This is a genomic window from Hymenobacter saemangeumensis, from assembly GCF_039541835.1.
GTDB classification, from domain to species: domain Bacteria; phylum Bacteroidota; class Bacteroidia; order Cytophagales; family Hymenobacteraceae; genus Hymenobacter; species Hymenobacter saemangeumensis.
This window is the reverse complement of the sequence record NZ_BAABGZ010000002.1, coordinates 1-20,904: the sequence shown is the minus strand read 5'-3', so window position 1 is coordinate 20,904 and position 20,904 is coordinate 1. Positions and strand designations below refer to the sequence as shown.

General features: G+C 64.4%; 15 protein-coding genes. 1 reads left to right on the top strand and 14 read right to left on the bottom strand.

Annotation, left to right across the window (positions count from 1 at the left end):
- Window positions 1-133 precede the first annotated feature (133 nt).
- The 13 genes from ABD919_RS00170 to ABD919_RS00110 all read right to left on the bottom strand — a co-directional run bounded on the left by ABD919_RS00170 (window position 134) and on the right by ABD919_RS00110 (window position 17,355).
- Window positions 134-1,300 (bottom strand): glycosyltransferase family 2 protein, encoded by a 1,167-nt coding sequence (locus tag ABD919_RS00170; RefSeq protein ID WP_345232669.1) that lies wholly within the window; start codon window positions 1,298-1,300, stop codon window positions 134-136.
- Window positions 1,301-1,433: 133 nt separating this feature from the next.
- Window positions 1,434-2,066, bottom strand: a complete 633-nt coding sequence (locus ABD919_RS00165; RefSeq protein WP_345232667.1) for an acyltransferase — start codon at window positions 2,064-2,066, stop codon at window positions 1,434-1,436.
- A 253-nt stretch (window positions 2,067-2,319) separates the two neighbouring features.
- Window positions 2,320-3,543 carry a glycosyltransferase gene (locus tag ABD919_RS00160; protein ID WP_345232664.1) on the bottom strand — a complete coding sequence of 408 codons (1,224 nt, stop codon included), beginning with the start codon at window positions 3,541-3,543 and terminating at the stop codon, window positions 2,320-2,322.
- 15 nt (window positions 3,544-3,558) lie between these two features.
- Window positions 3,559-4,812, bottom strand: coding sequence for a glycosyltransferase family 4 protein (locus tag ABD919_RS00155; protein WP_345232663.1), 1,254 nt, complete (start codon window positions 4,810-4,812; stop codon window positions 3,559-3,561).
- Between the two features lie 200 nt (window positions 4,813-5,012).
- Window positions 5,013-6,245 (bottom strand): glycosyltransferase, encoded by a 1,233-nt coding sequence (locus tag ABD919_RS00150; protein ID WP_345232661.1) that lies wholly within the window; start codon window positions 6,243-6,245, stop codon window positions 5,013-5,015.
- A gap of 222 nt (window positions 6,246-6,467) precedes the next feature.
- A complete protein-coding gene (locus ABD919_RS00145; RefSeq protein WP_345232660.1) occupies window positions 6,468-7,673 on the bottom strand; it encodes a glycosyltransferase in 1,206 nt (401 codons plus the stop codon).
- 168 nt (window positions 7,674-7,841) lie between these two features.
- Window positions 7,842-8,840, bottom strand: coding sequence for a glycosyltransferase family 2 protein (locus tag ABD919_RS00140; protein ID WP_345232658.1), 999 nt, complete (start codon window positions 8,838-8,840; stop codon window positions 7,842-7,844).
- Complete coding sequence (locus ABD919_RS00135) at window positions 8,833-10,281, bottom strand: O-antigen ligase family protein (protein WP_345232656.1); 1,449 nt, start codon at window positions 10,279-10,281, stop codon at window positions 8,833-8,835. The genes ABD919_RS00140 and ABD919_RS00135 overlap by 8 nt, the downstream gene beginning before the upstream one ends.
- Window positions 10,282-10,318: 37 nt before the next feature.
- Window positions 10,319-12,454 (bottom strand): GumC family protein, encoded by a 2,136-nt coding sequence (locus ABD919_RS00130; protein WP_345232654.1) that lies wholly within the window; start codon window positions 12,452-12,454, stop codon window positions 10,319-10,321.
- Entirely contained in the window at window positions 12,451-13,191 is a 741-nt protein-coding gene (locus ABD919_RS00125; RefSeq protein ID WP_345232652.1) for a TolC family protein, read from the bottom strand. Before ABD919_RS00125 ends, ABD919_RS00130 begins: the two co-directional genes overlap by 4 nt.
- Window positions 13,184-14,374, bottom strand: coding sequence for a sugar transferase (locus tag ABD919_RS00120; RefSeq protein ID WP_345232650.1), 1,191 nt, complete (start codon window positions 14,372-14,374; stop codon window positions 13,184-13,186). Before ABD919_RS00120 ends, ABD919_RS00125 begins: the two co-directional genes overlap by 8 nt.
- Window positions 14,371-14,748 (bottom strand): response regulator transcription factor, encoded by a 378-nt coding sequence (locus ABD919_RS00115; RefSeq protein WP_345232648.1) that lies wholly within the window; start codon window positions 14,746-14,748, stop codon window positions 14,371-14,373. Before ABD919_RS00115 ends, ABD919_RS00120 begins: the two co-directional genes overlap by 4 nt.
- A gap of 510 nt (window positions 14,749-15,258) precedes the next feature.
- Window positions 15,259-17,355: an ATP-binding protein gene (locus tag ABD919_RS00110; RefSeq protein ID WP_345232646.1), complete on the bottom strand. Its 2,097-nt coding sequence runs from the start codon at window positions 17,353-17,355 to the stop codon at window positions 15,259-15,261.
- A 236-nt stretch (window positions 17,356-17,591) separates the two neighbouring features.
- On the opposite strand from ABD919_RS00110, the gene ABD919_RS00105 reads away from it, so the two are divergent.
- Window positions 17,592-18,353 carry a DUF4184 family protein gene (locus ABD919_RS00105; RefSeq protein ID WP_345232644.1) on the top strand — a complete coding sequence of 254 codons (762 nt, stop codon included), beginning with the start codon at window positions 17,592-17,594 and terminating at the stop codon, window positions 18,351-18,353.
- Between the two features lie 379 nt (window positions 18,354-18,732).
- Here ABD919_RS00105 and ABD919_RS00100 read toward each other — a convergent pair.
- The coding region (locus ABD919_RS00100) for a PA14 domain-containing protein (protein WP_345232642.1) at window positions 18,733-20,904 on the bottom strand (2,172 nt) is incomplete at its 5' end.

The following is a 20,904-nucleotide window of genomic DNA, read 5'->3' as shown; positions in this document are numbered from 1 at the left end:
ATGCACCGAAGCGCCAACTCGGGCGCTTGCCAAGTGGCTACTCAGCAATAGAACAATTTAAGCCGAGTTCTGCAACAGCCACGGTAGTTCAAACCTACTCACTCATCACTACTTCCTACCCAGGACTTACCGCCTAAGCGGCTGGTGCCCGCTGGGCTTTGTCCCAGGCGGCGGGCTGGGCGTTGCGCCAGAACCGCTGGGCACCTTGAAAAACGGCTACGTTCATCATGGTGAAGTAAAGGGGCACGAGCAGGGGGCCGGCGGCCTGCCCGCGGCTGGCACGCCACCAGCCCAGGGCGGCGGCACCGTAGAACAAGGCCTGCAGCACCAGCAGCAGGGTGTAGATACCGCCATAAGCCAGGGCCAGGGCGGCATTCAGGGGCAGCAGCAGCAGGAGCAGGGCCGGGGTGAGCGTCCAGCGCAGCACCCGGTGCGAGAGGTAGAGAAACGCCACAGTGGGCTGGCGCAGCGGGTTGAGCAGGGGCAGCAGGCGGGACATGGCCTGCCAGCCGCCAGCGCAGATGCGCACCTTGCGCTTCATCTCTTCTTTCAGCGAAAATGAGGGCGGCTCCATGGCGTAGGCCCGGGGCTCGTACACCACGCGGTAGCCGGCATCGACGATGCGCATGGACTGCACGAAGTCGTCGAGCACGGTGTCGGCTTCCAGGGGCTTGAACAGGTCGGTGCGAAACGACACCAGCTCGCCGGCCGCGCCCATGAGGCTGTAGATGTCGGAGTCGCAGCGCTTGAGGAAGGACTCGTACTTCCAGTACAGGCCCTCGCCGGCGCCGGGGGCGCTGCCGTCGCGCAGCACGCGCTTCTCGCCCGATACCGCGCCTACGGCAGGGTCCTGGTAGTGGCGCACCAGCTCGCGCACCGCCTCGGGGTTGAGCAGGGTGTTGCAGTCGGTGAAAATGACATAAGGCGTGCTCACGTAGCGGATGGCGCGGTTTTCGGCCATGGACTTGCCGGCCCGCTCGGGCTGGTGCAGGTGCTGCACGCCGGGAAAAGCAGCCAGCACCTCACCGGAGTGGTCGTTGGAGCCGTCGGTGATAAACAGCAGCCGGAGCTTGCCGGCCGGGTAGTCCAGGGCCAGGCAGTTGCGCACCTTCTCGGCCAGGATGTCGGCCTCGTTGTAGGCCGGCACCACCAGCGTCACCTCCGGCTCGAAGGGCTGCTCAGGCAGCGGCGCCCGGGGCCGAAGCTTCGCCCATAGCCCGACGATAGCGGCATAGCCCACATAGGTATAAAAAACCACGGCCAGCGCCAGCCAGAACAGAACGGTAAGTATTGTAAGCATCATAGCAAGGGGTAGCGAAATAGTTGTTAGTTGTTAGTTGTCAGTTGTTAGTTGTCAGTTATTAGTTATTAGTTATTAGTTTTTACAAAAAGGCTATAGAACGGCCTGACAACGGACAACTAACAACTGACAACTAAGAAGATGTGAGCGGCTGGTACTTCTCCCACTGCCCGCTGGCAGGGTTGTACTGCTTGAGGGGCCGGGCGGGGTTGCCGCCCACGATGGTGTAGGGCGGCACGTCCTGGGTTACGACGCTGCCGGCGGCCACCACCGCGTGCCGGCCAATGCGTACGCCGGCCGTAACCACGGAGTTGGCCCCAATCCATACTTCGTCCTCCACCACAATTTCCGCCGTGCTGCAGGCCTGGTCTTTAATGGGCCTGTGCACGTCCTCGTAGCCGTGGTTAAGGCCCGAGAACACCACGTGCTGGGCGATAATGACGTCGTTGCCGATGCGCAGGGGCCCAATCAGCACGTTGCCGATGCCCACCAGGGTACGCTCGCCGATGTACACGCCGCCCATTCCGTTGTTGACGGTAGCAAAGTCTTCGATGACGGACTCAGCCCCCAGCACGAAAGGCTGAAAGGGCACCACGTCGAGGCGGCTGCGCCAGCGCACCAGCGCCCCCCGCCCCCGCCGGTGCACGAAAGGGTTTACCAGCCAGCGCACCCACAGCCGCGGCCGGGCCTCGCGCGGCAGCAGCAGCAGCCACAGCAGCAGCTGCTTTAGCCGCGGGTTACGCTTGATTTTGGTGGCAATGGACATGGTAAGCTGACAAACAGAGGGCCGGCCCGGAATCAGGCCGGGTAGGCAGATGAAGAGACGCGACCCCGCGCGTCTCCTCGTTGAACGACAGGATGGAGCGACTGGATTGAAGCCGGGCGTAAAAGGCTGGAATGAACGACTGGGCTTAGTGCGGATTTCAGGTAGGTTTAACTTTTACTAAAGGGTATCCCAACCCGGAAGCTGCTGTAACCTCACCCGAGTGGCGTACCTGCACACACCAAGGGGCGCGCCGCTACATCGTTCGGCTTTTGCCCGGCCTGACCGCAGAAGCACCGGCCACCTGCTGGCAAAGACTCAGGCAGTGGGCCGCGATGTTTTTCCAGCTGAACTTCTCCACAAAGGCTATTCTTTCCTGGGCTTTCCGGGGGCTGTCCTCGGCCAGGGCTTTTTCTATCTGCTCCAGGTACTGGGCAGTGCCCGTGGCCAGGTAGCTGTGCTCGCTGAATACCTCCGTCATCGTGTTGGTGACGGTGGCCACCACGGGCTTGCCCATGGCCAGGTATTCCAGAATCTTTAGCGGGAAGTTGCCCAGCGTGATTTCGTTGATGGCCTGCGGGTTGATGCAGACGTCGAAATGCTGCAGGTAGGCCGGCACGTCGTGGGTATGCTTGCGGCCCAGAAAATACACGTTGGGCAGGCTGTGCAGGGCGCTTCGCTCAAAGGCCTCGTCTTGCCAGCCCACCAGCACAAAGCTCCATTTCGGGCGCTGCCGGGCCAGCTCTTCCAGCAGGGGCAGGTCGAGGCGCATGGTAATCAGGGCGCCCACGTAGCCGATGCGGGGCCCGGGAATAGCGGCCAGGTCGGGGGGCAGGGCGTGCGCTGGCTCGGCACTGAACTGGGCCGCGTCGAAGCCGTTGCCAATGTAGAAGCTGTTGGGGTTGTACCGCCGGGCCCGCTCGGTGAAGTCGAGGGAGTTGCAGAATACGGCCCCGGACTTGCGCATCAGCACCGGCTCCAGGGTCTGGCCGTGCCGCCGCCAGTACGGCTGGCCCACGGTGTAGTCGCGGTCGAGGTACACGGTTTGGGAAGGCCGCAGGTATTCCTGCAGATAAAAACTCCGGAAAATGTCTTTGTCGTTGATGAGGACGAACTCGTCGAACCCCAGCTTCTGTAGCGCGGGTTTGATGTCTTTGGCCAGCCGGGCGTTGTTGAGCCGAAGCAGCAGGGAAAACAAAGGCGTGTAGGGCACCCAGTTAAACGAGTCTATCAGGCTGGGGGGGTGCAGCACCCACAGGTGCGGGGCCAGCTGCTGCAGCGGCTCCTGCCCGGCTTTTATGGCCGCAACGTGGGCGCCGACAAAAGCATCGCCGGGTGGAAAGAAATAGTCCTTGCGGTTTACCGGGGAGTTGATGTACAGAACGTTGTGGTTCTGGCGGGCCAGCTCCCGCGCCAGGCTGGTGGCCGTCGACTCGCGGTCGGTATTGATGCGCTGCAGGCTAACAAATACAAAATTCATACGTCATCGATTAAACTACTTCCCGGGCGCAGCCTGCTGCGCAGCGCGGGCTTGCGGCTTACCAGGGTGGTTGGGTTGCTGGGTTAGTACCTGCCGGTACACCTCCCGTACGTGGCGGGCGGTTTCGCGCCAGGAAAAGCGCTGCACCCGCTGCAGGCCCAGCTCGGTAAGGCGGGCGCGCTCCGCTGAGTTGTTCTGCAGCTGCCGGATGGCATCGGCAATGGTTTCGGGACGGAAGGGGTCAATCAGCAGCGCGGCGTCGCCGGCCACTTCGGGCATCGACGAGGTGTTGCTGGTGATAACCGGCGTGCCGCAGCCCATGGCTTCCAGGATGGGAATGCCGAAGCTTTCGCGCAGGGAAGGGTAAAGGAATATTTCGGCCAGGTTGTAAAGCAGCGGCAGCTCCTGGTTGGGCACGTAGCCGCAGAGCTGAATGTCGGCCCGCAGCTCGGGGGCCTGCAGCTCGTTGAGCACGGCCTGCAAGGCACTCTCGGGGTAGTCGAGCATCACCAGCTTAAACGGCAGCTGGCCCTGCTTTTTCAGCAGCGCCATCGCCTGCAGCACCCCGCGCAGGTTTTTCTTGGGGTCGGTGTTGGCCAGGAAGAAAACGAACCGCTCGGGCAGCTGGTAGCGGGCCCGGGCCGCGGCCAGCACCGCCGGGTCGGTGATGCGGCGGAACTGCTCGCCGGCGCTGTTGTACACCACTTCCACCCGGCCCTGGGTGGCTGGCAGGCGCTGCTCGATGCGGGCCTGCTCGAAGGCCGACACGGTGAGCACCCGCTCGCAGCGGGGCAGCACGCGGGGCACGTTCCAGCGCCGGTACAGGTTGCCGGCCCGCTGGTACCAGCTGCCGCGGCGCAAGTCCAGCGGCTCGAGGTAAATGATGTCGTGCAGGGTGAGCACCAGCGGCACACCGGCATTGAGCGGGGCCGTGTTGCTGGTGCAGTGCAGCAGGTCGACGCCGGCCTTGCGCACGGCCCGCGGCAGCAGCACCTGCTCCCACAGCGGGTAGGGGCCGCCGGGCACCGGCACAATGTGGAAGTTGGCCGTTTCCTGCAGCACCCCGTGGTCGGCGTCGGGCTTTACGAAGATGAAGTACTCGTTCTCCAGGTCCAGCTGCTGCAGGTTGCGAATCAGCTCCAGGGCCACGATGTCCATGCCGTGCTTGTGGGGCCGAAACAGCCGCTGGGCCTCAATGCCAATGCGCAGCGGGCGCCCGGCGGGCCGGGGCGGGGCAAGGGCTGATGTGGCGGGGGTAGGCAAGGACATAGGTGGAAAGTGTAGAGTGTAGAGTGTAGAGTGGGATGGCAAAGGCTACAGCAAGCGTGCGTCGGCGACGCATGCCGGGCAGTTTCGCATCGGCGGCATGAGGGTGTAACGTACTTCCAGGCGGCGCGGACGATTCGCGTCAGTGACGCGGTGCGGGAGAGCACGCGTCGCCGACGCGCACCAGTGGTGCTGTGCTTGCCTTATTCCTTTTTACTGGTTTCATCGTTCTTACTAAGGGTTTTAGCCATCGGCAGCGAGTCCAGCGCGGTATAGAGCACTGCTACGCTGGCCGCCCAGGTGTGGCTGCGGGCAAAGGCAATACGGTCGGCAGCCGGGCTGGGGCCACCTTCGGCCATGGCCCGGTCCAGCAGCTGCAGCCAGTGCGCGGGCCCGCTGGCCAGGTACACGTGTTGGGCAAACAGCTCCATGGTGCGGGTATGCGTGGCCACCACGGGCTTGCCCATGGCCAGGTACTCGTCAATCTTCAGCGGGTAATTCCCCAGGGTGGTCTCGTTCAGCACCTGGGGGTTGATGCATACGTCGGCGTGCTGCAGGTAAGCGGCCAGCTGCTCCGGCGGTTTGGCTCCCAGGAAGTACACGTTGGGCAGTCCGTGCAGCTCGCTGCGCCGGAAGGCGGCATCCTCGGGGCCGATAAGGACCAGGTCCCAGTGCGGGCGCTGGCGGGCAATGGCCAGCAGCAGCCCGATGTCGAGGCGCAGGGCCGTCAGGAAGCCGGTGTACACCAGGCTGGCCTGCTTCACCGGGGCCAGGTCGGCGGGGCGGGGGCAGGTGGTGTCGGCCTGGTACATGCCCAGCACGCAGCCCTGGCCGATGTTGTGGGTGTTGGGGTTGTGCCGGCGGGCGTAGTCGCCCAGGTAAGCCGAGTTGGTGGCTACCACGTCGGCCTGCTCCAGCAGGCAGGCTTCCACCCAGGGGCCGTGCCGCCGGAAGTAGGGCACCCCCAGCATGTAGTCGCGCAGGTAATACACCGAGGCCTTGGGGCGCAGCAGCTGCTTCAGCTCCAGCCCCTGAAAGATGATGCTGTCCTGAAACAGCACGTAGGAGCCGAACCCCAGCGCTTGCGCCGCCTGCCCGATGCTGGCGGCCAGCCAGCGGCTGTTCACGCGGTTCAGGGCAGCGAACAGCCGGCGCGAGGGCAGCCAGTTAATGGAAAGCGCCAGCCCCCGCGGCGTGAGCACCCACACGTTGGGCTCGGCCTGCAGCAGGCTGGGCTGCTGCCCGGCCAGTACCTGCAGGCGCTTCCGTACGTCGGGTTGACGCCCCACTCTGAATACCGTATGCACATCCAGCGGCATGTTCACGTACAGCACCCGGTTGTCTTTGGCAAACTCCCTGGCCAGGCTCCTGGCGTTGGTGGCAATGCCAATGTCCCAGCTTTGCTGGCAGAACATGATGATGCATTGGTTTTTCATGGCTGGGCGAGCGGGAGGCTAGGGGCGGGAGGAGGCCCGCAGGCCCGCGCGCAGCCCCAGCACCAGGCAGATAAGGGCAGGCAAGGCTATTATTTCCCAGGGCATAAAGGGATAGGCTAAGAAGTTCTTATGGTCATTTAATTATGCTAAGACATGAGACGTTAGACATGAGACATTAGAAAGTTCTACACCAGAACAATTCTCATGTCTAACGTCTCATGTCTAACGTCTCAATTCTGAATCAACTGCGGCTTGGGTAGAAGCTGCGTGAGGTGTGGGCATGAAGGAGGCTTTGGCTTTTTTGAGTTGCAGCAGGGCCAGCACCATGGCGCCCAGCGCCAATGGCAGGTGTAGTACGGCGCGGCCCACCTGCCGGGTGTAGAGGCGGGCGGGCAGCGCGAGCAGCAGGGCGGCTCCTGCGCCCAGCAGCAGCGCCAGCCAGAAGCCGGTGCCGGGGCCAGCCTCCGTGAGCAGGGAAAGGCCCAGCAGCAGGCCCAGCACGCCCAGCAGCAGCACCCGCGGCAGCAGCATGGACTGCAGAATCTTGTCGAAGAAGTCGAGGTTGCCCCGGCCGAGCTGGCGCAGGCCTTCGCCGAAGTACTTGCCCAAAAACTCCAGCTGCGTAGCCACCCAGCGGGTGCGCTGCGTGGCAAAGGCCCGGGCGTTGGGAATCTTCTCGTCGTAGACGTGGGCCTGGGGCAGGTAGGCGATTTTCACCTGGTCTTTCAGTACCCGGAAGTCCAGCTCCTTGTCTTCGCCGGGCGTGTCGCCGATGTTCTGCAGCAGCTGGTGCAGGTAGTCGTACTCGAAGGCCATGCCCGAGCCAATCAGGGCCGAGGCCATGCCCAGGCTGGCGTGGCCCTGCCGAAAAATGTGGTTGTTGATTTCCTCGTTGCAGGCGTCGAGCACGGCAAAGGGCGAGTCCAGGTTTTTGGCCGTGCGGTGGCCCTGCACCACCCGGTAGCCGGCGTCGAATGCCTGGTTTACCTGCGTCAGGAAGCCCGGCGCCATCTCGTTGTCCACGTCCAGTACCACGGCCACGTCGTAGGCCCCGCGGGGCAGCTCGTCCAGGGCCGCGAGCAGGGCTTTTCCCTTGGTGCTTTTGGCAAAGCCCACTTCCACTACGCCCGCCCCGCGCTGCCGCAGGGCCTGCACCGTCATGGGCAGTAGCCCATCGGCCACGACGTGTACGTCGGCCCGGCCCGGGTACTGGTGGCGCAGCGCGGCCGGGGCAGTTTCGCTAATCACGTCGTCGGCCCGGTAGGCCGGCATCAGCACGCACATACGGCGCAGCACACCCGCTGCCGTGGCGGGCAGGGCGGGCTGCTGGCGGTGCCCCGCCACGGCAAAAAACAGCAGGTACAGCACATTGAACAGCAGGTAGCCGCCGAGCAGGTATAGAATCAGGTTGGGTATAAAGTCCAGCATAGTTGTGTGGAAAGATGCCCGGCTGGGTTAAACGGAGTAAGGGCGGGTTGTGGGCAGTTTGGTAGTTGGCTTGGGCTTGGTTCACCCCACCCCCGGCCCCTCCCCTCTGGGGGAGGGGAGCCTGACGACAGCAGTTAAAAGTGAAGACTTAAAAGGCAGAGCTGGATTTTAACTCTCAACTTTTAACTCAGAATTGGCTCCCCTCTCCGCCGGACTCTGCGCATCAAGCAGATGCGGGCTGGGGGTGAGGTTTGCAGCCGGCAGGTAATGGTTCTGGTGCACGTTGTGGCCCTGCAGGTGCCAGCCCAGGCCGCGCCACAAGGCTTTGAGGTGGTCCCACTGCCGGCGCAGGGCAAACAGCAGGCTGTTTTTGGGCACGGCCACCAGCAGGAAAAACAGGCAGCCGCTCCACAGGCGCCAGCCCCGGGAGTTGCGGCGGATAAACAGCAGGCGGTTGCGGTTCATGTAGTAGGTGCGCAGCACCGAGCCCTGGCCCACCGACACCGACTCCTTGTGGTACACCGTGGAGCCGGCCTCGTAGTAGGCCTGGTAGCCGCGGCGCTTTATCATCTCGCACCAGTCCAGCTCCTCGTAGTACAGGAAGTACAGCTCCGGCATGAGGCCGGCCCGGCGAATCACTTCGGTGGGCACCATCATGGCCGCGCCGTGGATGAGGGCGGTGGGGCGGGAGTGGTTGTGCTGCCCGTGGTCGGGCTCGAGGTGGCCCTGCACGTGGCTGCGGCCAGTCCAGGGGTTGATGCCGCCGTCGCAGCCGGCGTACTGAATCAGCTCGTTAGTACCGTAGAAGATAAGCTTGGGCGAAGCCACCCCCACGCCGGGCTCGCGCTCGAACACGGCCACCAGCGGCTCCAGCAGGTGGGGCACCACCTCGGTGTCGTTGTTTAGGAACAGGCAGAATTCCCCCTTGGCTGCCCGGATGCCCAGGTTGTTGCCGCCGGCAAAGCCCAGGTTTTCTTTGGAGCGGATAAGCTGCACCTCAGGGTACTGCTCCTCGATGATGCCCGGGTCTTCGGTAGGCGAGGCATTGTCCACCACAATCACCTCGTAGCGGGGGTAGGTGAGCAGGCGCAGCGAAGCCAGCATGGCGCAGGTTACCTGGGCCTGGTTGTAGTTAATGGAAATAATGGAAACCAGCGGCTTAAGCATAATCGGCAGGAGCTGCTGGGGGCGTGTCGAGGGAGGGACCCAGGAAAACGAACACCCAGGAGGTGTAGAGGATGATGGACGAGGGCATCTGGTTCATAATCTCGTTGCCGTAGCTGCACACCAGAATGCCGGCAAAGCCCGCCGTGAGGGCCAGCAGCTTCTGCCGCAGCACGGGGTCGCGGATGTGCCAGACGATGCCCATGCACTTGCCCAGGATAAAAAGCATGATGCCAAACCAGATAAGGAAGCCCACAATGCCGTACTGCCCCCACACCTTTACGAAGTAGCTGTCGGGGGCTACCGTGGCCAGAAACTTGCCGGGGTTGTAGAGCCGGCCCCAGTGGCCCATCACGCCCAGGCCGCCGCCCAGGGGCCGCGTGGCCAGGTACTCGCGCAGGATGGCCTGGTTTTTCAGGCGCACCTGCAGCGAAGGGTCGTTGGGGTCCAGGGCCGAGCGCATGCGGTACACGCTGGCATTGGTGTCGCCGATGTGCGTGTACTTCAGCACCCCGAAGGCGCCCGCCGCCAGCAGGCAGCCCAGGATAAGCACCCGGATGCGCTTGCTCAGCGCCAGGTAGACGAAGGTGCCGGTGGCCAGCACGAAAAAGGCACCGCGGGTACCCGAAATCAGCATGCCGTTGAGCAGCAGCAGGGTGGCCAGGACCAGCAGCAGGCGCTTGGGCCAGGAGAACGGGCCCAGGGCCAGAATGCCGCAGATAAGGGCCAGGTGAGCCTGTGAGGAGCCGAACTGCGCGGCCTCGCTGTAAAAGGAAAACACCCGGAGCCGCCCCCAAATCAGGTGGGTGCGGGCTGCGCCGGCGTTCAGCCAGTGCTGCTCGGCCGCGTCCACGCCCAGCAGCTTCTGCTTGATGCCGTACAGCGCCCCCAGCACGGAGAGGCCAATGATGAGGTACAGAAAGTGGTTGAGGTCGCGCCGGTCGCGCAGCACCAGGTAGCCCAGCGGCACGCACAGCAGCCACAGCAGGGCGCTGCCGCGAATGTCGTAAAACCAGCCCTCGATGCTGGCGCCGGCGGGGTTGGCTATTTCCACCAGGTTGATGACAAACCAGATGAGGGTGAGCCGGCACAGGTCGTTGCGCAGGCGGCTCCACTCGGGCGGGTCTTTGCGGTAGGCCACTACGGCCAGCCAGGTGAGCAGCAGAATGGCTTCCATGCCCAGCCCCACCGGCACGTCCACCAGCTGCCGGCCCAGGTAGCTAAGCAGAAAGCCGTAAGCTATAGCCGCCAGGTAGCCGTACCGCGGGTTGTAGAACACCAGCACCACCAGAAATACCAGCGGCGTTCCGGCCAGCAGCACCAGGGGCACCACCGTGCCGTAGTAGCTGGCCAGCCAGCCTATCGCCAATGCCAGCAGCACCGCGCCGGGCAGCAGCCAGCGCGAGTAAAGCAGCGTTTGCGAAAGGGGCGGAGCGGGCTTCATCGGGCAGGTAGGGCTTGGAGGGTAGGGAGCCGGCAACTCAGCTCAGCGCGTCGTGGGCGAGTTCGGGGGCTACGCCGCCCAGCACCAGCTCCACCGGGGCGGGAGTAGCGGCGCGCAGCAGCTCCACGGCCTGACGGTCGGAGGAGCGCCAGGTGGTGCTGGCCGGCACGGCCAGAAAAACCAGGTCGAGCTGGCGCAGCACGCCGGCGGGCGGGGCGGCCTCGCCCCGCAGGGCCGGCAGCTCCAGCAGCAGCAGCCGGGCGTTGGGGGCGGTGCCGGCAGCGGCTTTGCCAACAGCGCCCGGCCCGGCGCCGGCCGTGCCGAGTAGCTGCTCCAGCGACCAGCCCTGCACGGCAGCCGTCTCGGCCGGGTAAGTGCGGGCGTGGGCGCCCGAAGGGGCGGCAGTGCCGCTGGCGTCGGGGTGCAGCGCCAGCAGCGGAATGCCTTTGGCCTGGGCATGGCTGACCAGGGCCTGCCACAGCGCGGCCTTGCCATCCGGCGCGTGCACGCTGCCGATGCCCACCGCGAATGGCTGGGCGGGAGTGGCGGAGGCCGATTTCAGCAGGATGTAGTGCAGCAGCTGCTCGAGGCTGCGCTGCTGCAGCTCGGGGGCGGCCGCCGCACGTTCGTCGGGCAGCACGCCGGCCACGGGCAGGCCCGTCTGCCGGGTTGCATTGGCGGGGTTCTGCAGGCTGTTGTCGAGCAGGCCCAGGCCAACCACCGTGCCGGCCACGACCACCAGCCCGCCCAGGGCGCTGAGGATAACCAGGATAAGCTGGGGGTTGCTTTTGGGCTGGCCGGGCAGGTTGGGCGGGTCTACAATCTTGAGGTTGGCCGTGAGCTGGGTGTTTTGCTGGCTGGCCTTGCTTTCGTTGAGGCGGGCCAGCACGGTGAGGTAGGCTTTCTCGGCCAGGTCAATCTCGCGGGCAATGCGCTTGAGGGTAGCGCCCAGCGGGGCCATGCGCTCGTACTCGCGCTCAAACTCCTTTTTGCGGCGGTTCATCACGTCCAGCTTGGCCTTGTTGGCTTCCACCAGCACCATGTTCTGCACCCACTCGTCGAGCAGCTCCTTGCTGGGAATGCCGCTGGTGGATACGCTCTGGGCATAGTAGGAATTCACGTTGCTCTGGATGGCCGCGGCCACTTCGGCGGCCTCCGATTCCAGCTGCCTGGCCTTGGCCGCGCCGCCGGGGCTTTGCTGCCCGAAGAGCTGCTGGTCGGCCAGCTGCGCGTTGAGCCGGCTCAGGCGCTTGCGCTGCTCCACCACGTCCTGGCTGCTGAGCAGGGCAGCCTGCCGGCCCTGCAGCTTGCGGTCCACGGCTTTGAGCGCGGCCAGGGCACCGGCGTACTGCTGGGTGGTTTCGGTGAGCTGCCCGGCCAGGCTTTCCTTGCCGGTGGCTACGTTCTGCGACTGCGCATCGTAGTTGATGATGTTGTTGCTGCGGTTGAAGGCCAGGTTGTCCTTTTCGGCTTTGTCGAGCCGGACCTTGGCCCGCTCCAGCTCGGCCTCGTAGTAGGCAATCACCGAGGCTGTCTGGCTTTCGCGCAGGCTTTTCGACTGGCCCAGAAACACCTCCGTGACCAGCTCCAGGGTGCGGCGGCACAGCTCCGGGTCGTAGCTGTCGAACTCCACCTTTATCAGGTCGCTGGCCCCCAGGTGCGTGGCCGTGAGCTTGTTCAATGCCCGCAGGGAGTAAGTCAGGTTCTTCGAGCTCAGCAGCTTCTGAATGGCGTTGCTGCCGCTGGCATCGGCAAAGCGGCGCACGTTCTCCAGGGTGGCTTCCTGGGAGGCGCCGGTGAGCTGCCCGCGCAGGGCGGGCGGCAGCTTCTCGCGCAGGTCTTCGTACCGCTCCAGGCTCAGGTACTCCGGATGCAGCCTGGTTTGCCACAGGTCTTCGGCCAGCAGCCGGTAAATCACCTCCTGCTTGGTCGAGCGGGCCGTTACCAGGTTGGTCAGGTTGTCGAAGGCGTTGTTGGTCCGGTTGTAGTCGGCCGCCGCGTCGCCCGTCAGGGAGTAGCCCGAGGCAATGCCGGTGTAGATGGTGGTATCGGAGCTGTAAACGACGGGCAGGTGGCGGGCGAAGAAATAAGTCGAAGCGGCAAGCACCAACGGAACCAGCACCAGCAGGGGCCATTTGCGCGCCAGCAGTCGGGTTATTTCGGATAAACTCACGGGGATGGGGTCATTAACGTGGAAATTTTGGCGCCTACCACTTCTTCGAGCAGCAGGAAGGCCGTGTCGTACTGGCTGCGGGCCAACTCCTGGGCGATGGCGGCGGCGGTGAGCTGGGAGCCGGCGTTGGAAAACTCCTGCAGCGTGAGCTGGCCCTGCTTAAACTGCTTTTCGGCCAGCTGATTGGCGGTTTGCGCATTCACATAAGCTTCCTGCTGCAGCTGCATTACCTTACGGGCCAGCAGCACATTCTGATACATGGGAATAATCTGCTGGCGCAGCCGGTTTTCCTGCTCGCGCCGCAGGGCCTCGCTGCGCTGGTAGTTGAGCTCCTCTTTATGGATAAGGGTGCTGCGGTTGACTACCTGCCCCACCGGCAGCGACAAGGTGGCGCCCACCGAGTAGCGGCCCATGCTGAAGGAGGTGAACTGGTTGGGGTCGCCGGGGTCTCTTATGCCAAAGCTGAGCTGGTTGCCGTAGTTGTAGCCGGCGCCCACGGCCACGTTGTTGAGGAGGCTGCGCTTGGCCAGCTTGATGTCCTCCTCGCTGAGCGCCTTGTTGATTTCCAGGGCCTGCAGCTCGCCCGAGTGCTTGAGCGCCGCGGCCGTGAGCAGGGGCAGGGCCCGGGTTGGAGAATCAAAGAAAACGCTTTGCCAGGCGTCGCCGGCGGCCTGGCCCGCGGCCCGCGTCACGTGCAGGGCCAGCAGCAGGCCGATGAGAAGCGTTTTGCTACACATTTTCTTTCTGGAATAGCGCCGGGAATGTTTTCAGGATGATTTCCAGGTCTTTTTTCATAGAATAGTCCCGGGCATACTCCAGGTCCAGGGCTTTGCGCTCTTCTTCCGACATGTCGCTCTTGCCGCGGCGGCTTACCTGCCACAGGCCCGTAATGCCGGCCGGGGCAATAAAGCGCCGCGAGTAGCCGTCGGTGAGCAGCTGCTCGGCTTCGTAGAGCGGCAGCGGGCGGTTGCCCACCAAGGACATGTCGCCGCAGAGCACGTTGAACAGCTGGGGCAGCTCGTCGATGCTGGTGTTGCGCAGGAAGCGCCCCAGGCGCGTTACGCGCGGGTCGTTGGCAATTTTGATAAAGGCCGGGCCCTGCGAGGCCTTTTTCCTGGCGCGGTACTGCTGCTCGCAGATAAGCTGCCCGTGCTGGTCGATGAGCTGCTGCTGGCAGGCCGTGCCATTGGCCCGGCAGGTGGCGCACAGCTCCGACTGCGGCTGGCTCACTTCGGCTGCGGCTGCGGGCTGGTACTGGTTCAGGTTCTTTACCGCATCCAGCATCTTGTCGGCATCCGAGCGCATGGAGCGCAGCTTCCAGAACTTGAAGATGCGGTAGCCGGCCCCCACCCGGTAGGAGTAGTAAAACACCGGTCCTTTGGACTCCAGCTTGATGAGGGCGGCAATCACCAGCAGCATGGGCGAGAGCAGCAGCAGGGCACCGGCCGCGCACACCACGTCCATCACCCGCTTGGCCAGGGGCATGCGCAGGGCGTAGGGACTGCTGCCGTCCACGGGCAGGGGCTTGGGGCGGGCCAGGAAGTGCAGCCGCGTAAGCAGGCGCTCCTGGTCGCTCGAAATCGAAAATACCTCGCTGCCCGGCCGCTCCAGCAGCACCTTGCGCAGGGCGGCGGTGGGGGCCTTTTTCACCAGCCACAGAATGGGCTGCGCCACCTGTAGCTCGTCCTTGAGCAGGCGCACCAGCCGCAGGCCCATTACCGAGGCCGGGTCGGCCGCGTTCAGGATGGCCGTGTGGGGCAGGGGCGCCTGCGCGCACCGGGCCTGGGCCTGGGCGGGGTCCGTCAGTACTTCCACCGCCAGCTCCTGGGCAAACTCCTGCTGAATGCGCTGCGCGTCTGCTTCATCCGACGCCAGCAGCAGCACCGCAATACGGTTCGGGAGTTCTGGATTCAGGCTCATACTCGGATGCGGTTGAGGATGTTCTGAATGCGCAGGCTCAGCTCTTCCGGGTTGAAAGGCTTTACCATGTAGTCGTCGGCGCCCAGCTTGAGGCACTTTATCTTATCGCTGGTGCTGTCTTTGCCCGACAGGATAATCATGCCCACGTCGCGGTAGCGGCTGCTGGCCCGCACCTGCCGAATAAAGTCCGGCCCGTCCATCAGGGGCATGTCGTAGTCGGCCACAATGGCGTCGGGGTTGTTGCCCTGCTCCAGCCAGTTCATGGCCTCCAGGCCGTTGGACTTCACCACTACCTGGAAGTCGTTGCCAAAGTAGTGCTCCAGAATGAGGCAGATGGAAGGTTCATCATCAACTATCAGTAATGACTTCTTCATAATAGGATAGGGGCTTAAGCTTGGAAAGAATGGTAAAGGCCCCAGAAATGCACGCTGCCTGGATAGAGTAGAAGACAGAAATCAGCCGGGAGATGAATAACTAAAAAAAGTAAGGGTTGTAATTTTCTTAGGTGAAGCAGAGCGAAAAATGTACACAAAATCATGCCGCTCAACCCTCTCGGCTGCGCATTTCTGAACCAGGGTTATATCGGCCCGTCTTAAAAAAAGTTTCTCATAACAGAACTCTTCCCTTAGAGAAGCGGTGCAATGCCCGCCCGAATCAAGGCTTCAGCTAAACGGCAGCCAGGTAGGTTAACAGCCATAGATGGCTGACTGATAGCACCTGAGCGCGTAGCCTGGCTGCTGTGCTGCCGGGCACGCGACGCCCGGCGGCCCGCCTGGCAAGCAGGGCCGAAAATTTTGGGGCCGGGGCCAGGAGCTGCGCCCGTGGGCCCGCTAGGGCCGCGCCGCCGGCCGGTCGACTTTGGCAATTAACCCAGGGCGGGTACATCAGGATTTTGCAGGCGGCAGCTTGGCCAGGTCTTCGGCAAAGAGGACCAGGAAAAGCTGGGCGGCTTTGGCCACGGCTTTCACCAGGGGCTCAATCTCGCCGGTGGGCGCCTTGGCTTCGGCCAGGCCCTCCACAATCTTCAGGCTGCTGACCTCGGGCTGGATGTTGAGCGTGCCGAAAGTGGATTTCAGCACGTGGGCTTCGCGCCGGATGCCCTCGTAGTCCTGCTGCGCTACGGCATCCTGCAGGGCCTGCACCTGGCCGGGCATGCGGGTGAGGTACATCTGCAGCATCTTGCGGATAAACTCGGTGTCTTCGGCCAGCTTGCCCAGCAGCTCGAAGTCGTAGTGCAGGCCCAGCTCGGAGGCCGGCAGGGGCGCGTCGGTGGGCAGCTCGCTGCCTTCGGCCCGCTGGCTTACCCGGGCAATAATCTTGTAGAGGGCCAGCTCGCTGTAGGGCTTGTTCAGCAGGTCGTTAAAGCCCAGGTCTTCGCGCGTGTCCTGGTTCAGGCGCACGGCATCGGCGGTGAGGGCGATGACGGGGGTGCGGGCGTTGGGGTTGCCCTCGGCCCGGAGGCGGGCCGTGGCCTCAATGCCGTCCATCACGGGCATCTGCACGTCCATCAGCACCAGGTCGTACTTGCGCTGCCACGACTTGCCGACGGCCTCTTCCCCGTTCTGGGCAATGTCGACTTCCACCTGCCACTGGCTCATCATCGACACGGCAATGAGCTGGTTGATGGCGTTGTCTTCGGCAAACAGGATGCTCAGGCCCTTGAGCAGGTCCGGGGCCGGCAGCTCCACGGTTTCCTTCACCACGGGCTCGCTGCTGATGGTGTAGGGAATGGTGAAGTAGAAGCAGCTGCCGTGGCCCAGCTCGCTGCGTACCCCGATGCTGCCGCCCTGCAGCTCCACGAGGTTTTTGCAGATGGTCAGCCCCAGGCCGGTGCCGCCGTAGAGGCGGGCGATGCTGCTGTTGGCCTGGCGGAAGCTGCCAAACACCTGCTCCAGGTTTTCGGAGCTGATGCCCATGCCCGTATCGGCCACGCTGAAGGTGACGGGCAGGGCCATGCCGTTGCGCTGGCTGGCGTCAATAGTGACGGTGATGGCGCCCTGCCGGGTAAACTTGACGGCGTTGCTAATCAGGTTTACCAGCACCTGCCGCAGGCGGTAGGGGTCGCCCACGGCCAGGGGCAGCGGGTCGTTGGCGCCGACTACGCGCAGCAACAGGCCTTTCTCGTTGGCTTTAAAGGAAAGCGAGCGGACGGCGTCCTGCACGGTTTTGCCAATGTCGAAGGGGATGTTCTCCAGGGAGATGCTGCCCGACTCAATCTTGGCAAAGTCGAGGATGTCGTTGATAACCACCAGCAGGTTTTCGGTGCTGGACTGAATCATCTCCACGTAGTCGGCCTGCTCGGGCGTGAGCGGGCTTTTCATCAGCAGGTCGGCCAGGCCCATCACCCCGTGCAGCGGGGTCCGGATTTCGTGGCTCATGTTGGCCAGGAAGTCCTGCTTGGCCTGTACCGACTCCTCGGCCAGCTGGGTGGCGCGCTTCAGGGCCGTGATGTCGGAAGAGAAAGTGAGCAGGTAGCAGCTGCCATCGGCCCGCATCAGGGGGCTTTGGGTGGTCTGGTAGGTGCGGATTTCGCCGTTCTGCAGGTGGTAGCACTCCTCGAAGGCGATGGATTTCTTGAGGGTACGGGCCGTTTGAGGGTATTGCAGCTCAACAGCTTCCCCGTCCACCTGCACCTGGGGCCGGCTGCGGCTGGTCATCCAGCTCAGGATGTGGGCGTAGCTTTTGTTTACCATGATGAGGCGCCCGTCGTCGTCCTGCACCGAAATCAGGTTGGGGCTGGCGTTTATCACCTGCATCACCAGGCCCTGCTGGTTTTCAAATTCCTCTTCCAGCTTGCGGAGCTGCTCCACCACCCGGGCCAGCTCCTGCACAGCATCGGGCGGCGACATGCCGGCCGATGCCGCCTCGGCCGTAATGGCTTCCAGCTGGGCCCGGAGCCGGGCTACTTCGGCTTCTGCGGCGAGGGTGCGCTGGCGCTCGGCGTGCAGCACCTCCGGCGAAATGTGGGTTTCAAGTTCCATGAATGGCGGGTTGGTAGGCGAGCAGAAGAAAGTGGCGGCTACGAAATGAAGCTGGCCGGTAGGCGCTTGCCGGGCATGCTGCCGGGCTGGGGGTATTGTACTGAAAACGGCAGGCTTGGTTTTCCGGCAGGCGTGCGCCTCGGCCGGCGGGGCCGCTTGGCGGGCTGCCGGCGGCATTGCCCGGGCCGCTACTTGCCGGGGCGGGGCCTTGCCAGTACCTTGCCGGCTCTGCTGCCATGCCGTTTACGTTTTCGCATCCTGCGCTCATCATCCCTTTGCTGCGCGTCCGCCCGCGCTACCGCTGGTTTTCGGCCACGGGCCTGGTAGCCGGCAGCGTGGCCCCCGACTTTGAGAAGTTCTTCAAGCTGCACCTGGCCAGTGGCTACAGCCACACGCTGGCCAGTATCTTTTACTTTAGCCTGCCGGTGTCGCTGGCGCTGGCGTTTCTTTTCCACCAGATTGTGCGCCGCCCCCTGCTGGCCCACCTGCCGGGCGGGCTGCGCCGCCGGCTGGGGCAGTACGCGGGGTTCGACTGGCCCCGGCACTTCCGGCGGCACTACAAAGGCGTGCTGCTGAGTATGGTGCTGGGAGCGGCCGGCCACTTGTTCTGGGATTTATTTACCCACCCCAGCGTGCTGCTCAAGACGCTGCTGCCCATGATGGAAACGACGGTACCGGTAGGCAGCCGGCGGGTTTCGCTGTACAAAGTGTCGGGGGTAGTGAATTCCGTGCTGGGTGGGCTGGCAATTGTGTGGGCTACGTGGCGGCTGCCAGCGCACCCCGGGGCTGAAAGTCGGCCCCGGGCGTGGTGGGCCTACTGGGGGCTGGCGGCCCTGGTTGCCGGGGCCCTGCTGGCCCTGTGGGCACAGCTGGCGGTTATCTCCTGGCTCAGCCTGGGCATCACGGCCATCTCGGCGGGCATGGTGGGGGTAGTGGTGGCTTCGGTGTGCTTTCGGCTGGGTGCCACTCCGCCCCCTCTCGGGAGGGAGCGCGCATAAAGCTCTTGCAGGAAGGTCGGGTAGTTAAGCGGAAGAATATTGTGGGTTTATGCTGCTGCGAGTGGAGTTGTCAGCCTATCCCAAGCGGTGTACAGGCTTCGTTCTACTTTTCGCCTCACCCCCTCAACCCCCTCTCCGAAATGGAAAAGGGAGCCGGTCGAAAAAATTCGTACTGCCACTGGGTATGTGCTCTGACTCCCAGCTTATTCTACCCCATGAAGACGGAGCTACGCCCTTGAAAAAGCGCCAAAAGCTAAAAGTGAAGTTGTTAGAAGACTGGACGTCGACTAACAACTTCACTTTTAGCTTTTGATGGGCTAGTGCTGAACTCCCTTCTCCCCAGGCAGGGGCTGGGGCTGGCCCCCGGAGCCAGCAATGCCTAGCGTCCTACTACCACCTTCTGGTTTATCACTTCCCTGGACGTAACCAGGCGCACCAGGTAAACGCCCTCGCTGAGACCGGCGGTATTCAGGGGCTGCTCCCGGCGCACGCCGGGCTCCACGGTGCCGGCAAACAGCTGGCGTACCAGCTGCCCCTTCAGGTTGAAGAGCGACAGCGCTACCGGTCCGCCCTGGGCTACCTCGAAGCTGATGAGCCCCCGGCTTTGGGAGCCACTGAGCGGATTCGGGTACACTTCCACCCGGGAGGCCTGCGCGGCACCCGCGAGGGAGCTTCGCGGCTCGCTGCTGGTGGCGGTAGCAGTGCTGGTGGCCAGCTGGCCCCGGCTTGCGGTGGCGGAATAGGGGATGAGGGCGGAGCCGGGGATGGGTTCCTGTCGGGTGCCGTTGGGCAGGGTCCAGGCCACGGCCAGGTAGCCGGGCCCCCAGGCCTGCTTGTGCAGGGCCTCGACGTAGTAGCGCTGGCCGGCCTGCAGCGTCACCGGGGCCGAGCGCTGGGAGGGGTAGCGGGTGAAGTCGCGGGCCGAGGCCGTCCAGCCCGCGCAGGCGGCCAGCGGCACTTTGCGGGCGGGGTCGGCGTCGGGGCTCAGGTAAAGCTCGGCGGCGTCGTCGGCCACAATCCAGAAGGTGTAGGTGCCGGTTTGCGGGGGGCAGATGAAGCCGCGCAGGCGGGCGGCGTAGTTGGTGGCGGTCTGGGCCGGGGCCTCGAACTGGGCGACGGGGGCCGTGCTGCTGGGCGGCGTGCCGGTGGGCACGGCGGCCACGGTGTTGCCGGGTACGTTGTCCCACTGCTCGCGCGTGAGGCTGCCCGTGCCCGTGCATGCGGTCGGCGTCGGCGTCGGAGTAGGCGTTGGGGTGCTCGTAGTGGCCTGCTGGTGGCGGAACACGTTGACCATCTTCGTGCTCAGGTTATAAGTCGCGCTGTCGGCCCCGGTCACGGTGATACTGGCGATGGTGCCGGGCGAGTCGAGCAGCAGCGTCAGGTTCTGGAAACGCGTGTTGGCGCTCAGGTTGGCGTAGTCCAGGTCTATGGTCAGGGTGTTGGCGCTCAGCGCCTCGGTTTTGAGCACCTGGCTGCGCACGCGGCGGTACTCGGCAAACTCGCGCAGCGTGGTAACCCAGAGCCGGTCCTGGGCGGCCAACTGCGTGTAGCTCATCCAGTCGGCCAGCACTGCGAAGTCCATGCCGTGGGTAAATACGCGCTGCAGGTAGGCTTCGGTGGGAGTGGTGCCGGGGGCCAGCAGGGCGTCGGTCAGGGCCTTGAGGCGGGCAAGCTGGGCCTGGGTGGTTTCGCCGGCGCTGAGGTCGGCCAGGTAGCGGTTGTACACGAAGGGCGTGCCGGCGGCAGGCAGGGCGCTCAGGGCCACCCGGCCGGCGTTGTAGGGGTTGAGCATGGGCAGGTTGTCGGCCTGGCTGTTGCTCGACACGGCTGCGTAGCCCGCCGCGAAGGCCGCGGTGGGGTAGCCGCTGAAGTTGGTGGGCACAATGTGCACGCTGGGCTTGTAGCCCTGCAGGCGGTTGGCAATCAGGGCGTCCAGGTCGGCTATCTGCTGGGCCGGGTTGGTGGCGGTGTGCAGGTCGGAGTGGTTCTCAATGTCCCAGCCGCTGCTGAGCAGGGTCTGGGCCTGGCTCCACACCAGCTTGCCAGGGTCGTGGTTGGGGCCGGCATCCAGCCAGACGGAGTTGTTGTAGGTGTTGCGCCCGTTGATGGCCACGGCGGCCGTGAAGGGGCGGCTGCGTCCGCAGCCGTCGGTGAAGCGCAGGCCGGGCAGCGACTGCCCGTTGCGGGTGCCGCCCCGCAGCAGCGGGTACAGGTCGGTGAAGGCGGCCAGGGGCGCGTCGTCTTCCTCCAGCTGCAGCACCCGTGCCTTATTGTAAAGGGTCGGCGCAATGCTGGCCGTGGCGCTGGCCACGGGCGCGGCAAATGTCACGGTAATGCGCGCCCGGGTGCCCGACACGGTGCCGGTGGTGCTGCCCGTGGTGGGCCCGGTAGTAGGCGGGGGAGGCGTGGAAGTAGTAGGAGCCGCGAAAGGAATGAGGGCGGAGCCGGGAATGGGTTCCTGGCGGGTTCCGTTGGGCAGGGTCCAGGCCACGGCCAGGTAGCCGGGCCCCCAGGCCTGCTTGTGCAGGGCCTCGACGTAGTAGCGCTGGCC

Excerpts from the sequence above, each read along its gene's own strand:
- ABD919_RS00170 (WP_345232669.1), bottom strand. The coding sequence starts at position 1,300 with ATGCTTACAATACTTACCGTTCTGTTCTGGCTGGCGCTGGCCGTGGTT.
- ABD919_RS00165 (WP_345232667.1), bottom strand. The coding sequence starts at position 2,066 with ATGTCCATTGCCACCAAAATCAAGCGTAACCCGCGGCTAAAGCAGCTG.
- ABD919_RS00160 (WP_345232664.1), bottom strand. The coding sequence starts at position 3,543 with ATGAATTTTGTATTTGTTAGCCTGCAGCGCATCAATACCGACCGCGAG.
- ABD919_RS00155 (WP_345232663.1), bottom strand. The coding sequence starts at position 4,812 with ATGTCCTTGCCTACCCCCGCCACATCAGCCCTTGCCCCGCCCCGGCCC.
- ABD919_RS00150 (WP_345232661.1), bottom strand. The coding sequence starts at position 6,245 with ATGAAAAACCAATGCATCATCATGTTCTGCCAGCAAAGCTGGGACATT.
- ABD919_RS00145 (WP_345232660.1), bottom strand. The coding sequence starts at position 7,673 with ATGCTGGACTTTATACCCAACCTGATTCTATACCTGCTCGGCGGCTAC.
- ABD919_RS00140 (WP_345232658.1), bottom strand. The coding sequence starts at position 8,840 with ATGCTTAAGCCGCTGGTTTCCATTATTTCCATTAACTACAACCAGGCC.
- ABD919_RS00135 (WP_345232656.1), bottom strand. The coding sequence starts at position 10,281 with ATGAAGCCCGCTCCGCCCCTTTCGCAAACGCTGCTTTACTCGCGCTGG.
- ABD919_RS00125 (WP_345232652.1), bottom strand. The coding sequence starts at position 13,191 with ATGTGTAGCAAAACGCTTCTCATCGGCCTGCTGCTGGCCCTGCACGTG.
- ABD919_RS00120 (WP_345232650.1), bottom strand. The coding sequence starts at position 14,374 with ATGAGCCTGAATCCAGAACTCCCGAACCGTATTGCGGTGCTGCTGCTG.
- ABD919_RS00115 (WP_345232648.1), bottom strand. The coding sequence starts at position 14,748 with ATGAAGAAGTCATTACTGATAGTTGATGATGAACCTTCCATCTGCCTC.
- ABD919_RS00110 (WP_345232646.1), bottom strand. The coding sequence starts at position 17,355 with ATGGAACTTGAAACCCACATTTCGCCGGAGGTGCTGCACGCCGAGCGC.
- ABD919_RS00105 (WP_345232644.1), top strand. The coding sequence starts at position 17,592 with ATGCCGTTTACGTTTTCGCATCCTGCGCTCATCATCCCTTTGCTGCGC.